Source organism: Microlunatus ginsengisoli (assembly GCF_039537205.1).
Lineage (GTDB): Bacteria > Actinomycetota > Actinomycetes > Propionibacteriales > Propionibacteriaceae > Microlunatus > Microlunatus ginsengisoli.
The window spans coordinates 1-757 of the sequence record NZ_BAABAB010000070.1 but is presented as its reverse complement, the minus strand read 5'-3'; the positions used below and the strand labels follow the sequence as shown (position 1 = coordinate 757).

At 66.8% G+C, this 757-nt stretch carries 1 protein-coding gene; it reads left to right on the top strand.

All coding sequences use genetic code 11. The features are described 5' to 3' along the window. Nucleotides 1-54 precede the first annotated feature (54 nt). A partial coding sequence (locus tag ABD747_RS26635; RefSeq protein ID WP_344810193.1) for a helix-turn-helix domain-containing protein occupies nt 55-757 on the top strand: 703 nt, incomplete at its 3' end.

Genomic DNA, 757 nt, shown 5'->3' with positions numbered 1-757 from the left:
GCGGCTGCGTTACGAGGAGAGGTCTCGTGGACGGAGCCGGCCGTGCTTGTGGAGTTGAGCGTGATGGAGCAGCGCTATCAGGCGGTGTTGGAAGTGTTGTCGTCGTTGCTGCCGGTGACCGAGGTCGCCGCCCGGTATGGGGTGTCCCGGCAGACGCTGTATGCGTGGCTGGCTCGATACGAGGCGGACGGCCTGCCCGGGTTGGCGGACCGTTCGCATCGGCCCGGTCACCATCCGTGGCAGGTCGACGACGCAGTGGCGGCGTTGGTGTGTGAGCTGCGACGTGCGCATCCTCGGTGGGGGCCGCGGCGGTTACGGCACGAGCTCGGGCTGCGGCAGGTGGAGCCGTTGCCGTCACGGTCGACGGTGTATCGGGTGCTGCTGCGTGCGCATCTGGTCGAGGGCCGGCCTCGGCGCCGGCCACGGTCATCGTTTCGGCGGTGGGAGCGTCCGGCGCCGATGGATCTGTGGCAGTTGGACGTGACCGGCTCGGCATGGCTGGTCGATGGCACCGAGTTGAAGGTGATCACCGGTGAGGATGACCATTCCCGGTTCAGCGTGTTGGCCACGGTGGTGCGTCGGGCCACCGGGCGGGCGGTGTGTCGGGCGTTCGCTTCGGCGCTGGTCGAGTACGGCTGTCCCGACCAGGTGCTGACAGACAATGGCAAACAGTTCAGCGGAAAGTTCAACAAGCCTCGTCCGGCGGAGGTGTTGTTCGACCGGATCTGCCGCAAGAACGGCATTGATCATCTGCTGA